Source organism: Streptococcus mitis (genome assembly GCF_001074635.1).
GTDB classification, from domain to species: domain Bacteria; phylum Bacillota; class Bacilli; order Lactobacillales; family Streptococcaceae; genus Streptococcus; species Streptococcus mitis_E.
The window spans coordinates 1-4,319 of sequence record NZ_JUQO01000076.1; the positions used below are offsets into that span (position 1 = coordinate 1).

A 4,319-nucleotide genomic window follows, 5' to 3' on the forward strand; every position below is an offset into this window, starting at 1 on the left:
GGTAAGACTCATATAAGAGAGCATCAGCCATTTCCAGCAAGCGTTCCAAGAGACCTTTAGGAAGCTGGGCCATCTTTTTTCGTAAAAAAAGAAGTAATTCTGCTGTAGCTTGGGCATCTGAAAGGGCTGTATGAGCGTGTTTTAGAGGAATTCCTAATTCTCGACACAATATCGGCAAGCTATATTTTTCCAGTTCAGGGAAAAAGACCTGAGCCAATTCGACCGTGTCAACACGAGGATTTCTTAGTTCATAGCCTTCAAAAAATAAATTTTCCGCCAAGAGATTGGCATCAAACTGAACATTATGGGCTACAAAAATCCCAGCACCCACCAAGTCAAAGATTTTTCTGGCAACTTGCGAAAAATCAGGTGCTTGCGCCAGACGTTGGTCTGTCAATCCTGTCAGTTCTTTGATATGAGCATCCAAGGGTTCATGTGGATTGACATCCGTCGTATAGTGATCGACGATTTTTCCGTCCTCAATCACGACAATTCCCACTTGGATAATTTTAGCCTTACTACCTGTGCTAGTTGCCTCTAAATCAACCACAACATAGCGATTACCAATCGTTTTCATTATAAAAAATTATACCAAAAAAAGGGCCATTTGGCACCTGCAAACATGGGATAATTTTCAAACTCAAGAAGGTTACTTGTATTAAAAATCCCAGCAAACAGAGCATCCTAGCCTACTAATTCTTTGAAAATATTGGAGAATAAGAAAAAATTGAGAGAAGAACTGTTTGCATCTTCCCTCTCTCAACGAATCATTTACTTTATTTAACCATATCAGGATCATAATCATAGAATCCTGTATCAAGGAAACGGTTTTTAGGGTGAAGTTTACGCACTTCTTCATCTAGCAAGAAGGCTTGGTCATGGCTAAAGTTGCCCTCTTGAATCAAACTACGTGCTTGGATAAAGAGTTTTGCAATCTCAACAAAGTTCTGACCAGGAGTGTAGAGCCCTTCTAGTTTCCAGTGAGTGAAACCATGCTCTACCAATTCTGTCAATTTGGTCATCAAATCAAGGTCATTGTTGGCAAAGATGTGGGTCCCATGATTATCTTCAAAAATGGAATAGTGGCTCTCAGGGTCACTTGGTTCAGCCAAGAAGAGGTCACGCTTACGGGTCTTTTCATCATCGATATGCGTAAAGTTATAGTAGTTTTGCAAAAGCGGACGTTTAGAATGATGGATAACGCTAGCTCCGTAAACCAAAACTTCAGCAGGAATTTCCAAAATCTCTGGCATTTTGAAAAGTTCAGCTGATGGAATTTCACGCGCCAAAACAGCCTCAGATGCGCCAGCCTTTTGTCCCCAGAAGTTAATCTGACGACTGCTTGTCACCATAGTTGAAGCATCGTAGATGGTCTTAAAGGAATAACCATCGCGGTTGACCACGTAAAAGACACCTGCATCCCCAATCGTAATGTAGTCTGTCTTAATTTCTTCCAAAAAGTCTAAGAAAGGCTTGATACGGTCCATCATATCTTGGTGCATGAGGGCATTGACCGCAACGATCAATTCCTTACCAGCATCATGAACCAACTTAGCAATTTCACGCAATTGGTCATGACTAAAGGTTGTTGGCAGACGAAGGCCAAAATCTTTCTCACCAACATAGATACGGTCTACGCCGGCTTCGAGCAGTTGTTTAACTTGTTCAATACTTTCAGCAGTTGCTGTAATGATAATCTTTTCCATAAGAAGGATTATACCATATTTCTGGAAAATCAGCCATTCTTTAAAAATGAAAAGGGACTTTATTCTTATTGTAACCTTTCTGTAATAATTCTCTGCTGAAAAAATGATAAAATAGGTATGTACTGTTAAGGAGAGAATCATGCCCGTAAGAAAATTACAATCCTATGAGGTAGACTATCAAGAAGAATTAAGCCAGCAGGTTCCTCGCTATCAAGATTATACACCTGAAGCGCAATCTGATGCCAATCTCAAGGAAATCCTATTTTTTGTTAATATCGCTGTTTTTTGTATCTGTATTGCTATCTTTAGTTTTATCTTTTTAGCATTAAAATTATCTCCTGCTCTTGCATTTGCCGCAGCAATCGGATCCAGCTTACTTGTTTTAAAAGTTCAGCGCTTTATTATCAAACAAAAACGTAGAAGATAAATCCAAAATATCGCCCCGTCTGGAGCGATATTTTTATTTTTTCTTTTTAGATGGTGTGTGGATGGCAATCTTCACTTCAAAGACTGTTCCTTTCGGTTTATTATCTTTAACAGTAATGGTTCCTTTTAAGGCATCTACAATTTGCTTGGCTAGGGATAATCCTAAACCAAAACCACCTTTTTGACGGGTTCTAGCCTTGTCCACTCGATAAAAACGGTCAAAAATTTTCTTCTTATCTTCTGCTGAAATACCGACTCCATTGTCGGAAACTAGCAAATAAAGATTACGATCAGTCGCTGAAATCATAAAATCAATTTCACCATCCTCCTCAGTATATTTGATAGCATTATCAAATAAGATGGTCATCAGTTGTTTCAAAAGAAGTTGATCTGTGACAATCGTGCGATGGATACGATTTTCAAAACGAAAGACACGGTCATTTTCAGAAGCAATCATCTCATAGTTTGTGAAAGTCGTATTGAAAAAACTGGTTGGAACTTCTGCAAGTTCCGGCTTAATCCCATCATCTCTCCGAGCTAAATTCAACAAGTTCGTCGTCAAAAACCGCATATTTCGGACTTCTTCCAAACTCGATGCAATGCTTTCACTCACATCCATAATGGTAGCTTCTGGCTTGCGGAAAAGGGTCTCTAAACGATTTTGCAAAACTGCAAGTGGAGTTCGTAACTCATGACTGGCATTTTCCACAAAGGACTGTTGTTTCTGCATGCTCTCAAGCAGAGGACGAACACTGACCCTAGCTAGATAGAGACTGGCAAGTAAAGACAAAATCCAGAAACTTGCCATCACAATCACAATCAATTGCTCATGCTTTTGACTGGCCTGCTCCAACTGACTGGTATTAATCAAGACAGCTGCATACTTGATATTGGTTGAAACCGAACTAATATTGGTTTCCATCAAAATCATGCGATAAATTTCTTCTTGTCCATAGCTATTAAAAACCTGAATCTGGTAGATATGGCCTAGTTCTTTTTTCTCTAACTTAATCTTATCCAATCCCAAAAATCGGTTTCCAGAAAGGAGCTGGCTAAAATTCTTATCAAAAAGAATGACTTCTGTGTTAGAACTGACATTGGGTTTTACTTCGGTCTTGCTAGTATCTGTAGCGGCATTCTCTAAATCTTTAATCTCTTCTGTTGCCCTATTTACCGCAAGCTGGATAACTGCCTGAGGATTTTCACTTAGTCCATGAAGCTTATCATCCACCGAAGTATAGAGACTCGAGTGCATGACCTGCAAAATAATCAGAGTCATGGTAGAGAAAATCAGAGTGAAGACACCAAAGTTACGGATAAAATAACTAAAGTCATCCGCATACCATGTTTTTTTTAGTTTACTGAACATCTTTTAAAATATACCCAACACTGCGCAAGGTTTGCAAATTCTCTGCAAAAGTGGTTCCTTTTAATTTCTTACGGACTTTTGAAACATAGACTTCGACAACCGAAATCGTTGTGTCACTATCAAATCCCCATAGACGATCAAAAATCTGAGTCTTCGGCAAAATAACATTTTGATTTTGAAGGAAATAAACTAATAAATCAAACTCTTTACCTAGCAATTCGACAGGAGTATCTTCGACTTTAACAGTATTGGTTGACAAATTAACCACAATATTTCCATAAGTCAAGGTGTTTTCATTAAATTTACCTGAACGTTTGAGAAGCGCTTGAATCCGCATTTTGAGTTCTTCTAGGTAGAAAGGTTTGGTCAGATAATCATCCGCTCCTAGTTCAAAACCATGTCCCTTGTCATCCAAACTTTCCTTGGCGGTCATAATCAGAACTGGTGTCGTAATTCCCTTTTCACGCAATTCTTTCAAGACTTGGAAGCCATTTTTTTCAGGCAACATCAAATCGAGCAAAATCAAGTCATAGACGCCACTCTCAGCTTCGTAGAGACCTTCTTCCCCATCAAATACCTGCATGACATCCGCAAAATCGTCTAAAAAGTCAAATACTGAATTTGACAGGCCTAGGTCATCTTCAACCAATAAGATTTTTATCATGAGAAACTCCTCCTTATTAAAACCATTATACCAAATTTGCCTTAAAAAAAACTCAACTCTCCGCATTTTATACTCAATGAAAATCAAAGAGCAAACTAGAAAGCTAGCCGCAGGCTGTACTTGAGTACGGTAAGGCGACGCTGACGTGGTTTGA

Annotated in this window: 5 protein-coding genes; 1 reads left to right on the forward strand and 4 read right to left on the reverse strand. The window is 38.9% G+C overall.

Features of this window, described 5'->3' with window-relative positions; genetic code table 11:
* Positions 1–577 (reverse strand): exonuclease domain-containing protein (locus ADI58_RS03115; RefSeq protein ID WP_049521418.1); only part of this gene is annotated, 577 nt, incomplete at its 3' end.
* 199 nt (positions 578–776) lie between these two features.
* Positions 777–1,706, reverse strand: a complete 930-nt coding sequence (locus ADI58_RS03120) for a peptidase U32 family protein (RefSeq protein ID WP_000411189.1) — start codon at positions 1,704–1,706, stop codon at positions 777–779.
* A gap of 139 nt (positions 1,707–1,845) precedes the next feature.
* Between ADI58_RS03120 and ADI58_RS03125 the strand changes: the two genes are divergently transcribed.
* Positions 1,846–2,133, forward strand: a complete 288-nt coding sequence (locus ADI58_RS03125) for a DUF3270 domain-containing protein (protein ID WP_001145229.1) — start codon at positions 1,846–1,848, stop codon at positions 2,131–2,133.
* A gap of 33 nt (positions 2,134–2,166) precedes the next feature.
* On the opposite strand, the gene ciaH is transcribed toward ADI58_RS03125, so the two are convergent.
* Together ciaH and ciaR are read right to left on the reverse strand one after the other, a co-directional pair.
* Complete coding sequence (ciaH, locus tag ADI58_RS03130; protein WP_049521419.1) at positions 2,167–3,501, reverse strand: two-component system sensor histidine kinase CiaH; 1,335 nt, start codon at positions 3,499–3,501, stop codon at positions 2,167–2,169.
* The gene (ciaR, locus tag ADI58_RS03135; protein WP_000590639.1) at positions 3,491–4,165 is read right to left on the reverse strand and encodes a two-component system response regulator CiaR; all 675 of its coding nucleotides are present in this window, start codon (positions 4,163–4,165) and stop codon (positions 3,491–3,493) included. Before ciaR ends, ciaH begins: the two co-directional genes overlap by 11 nt.
* Positions 4,166–4,319: the final 154 nt, after the last annotated feature.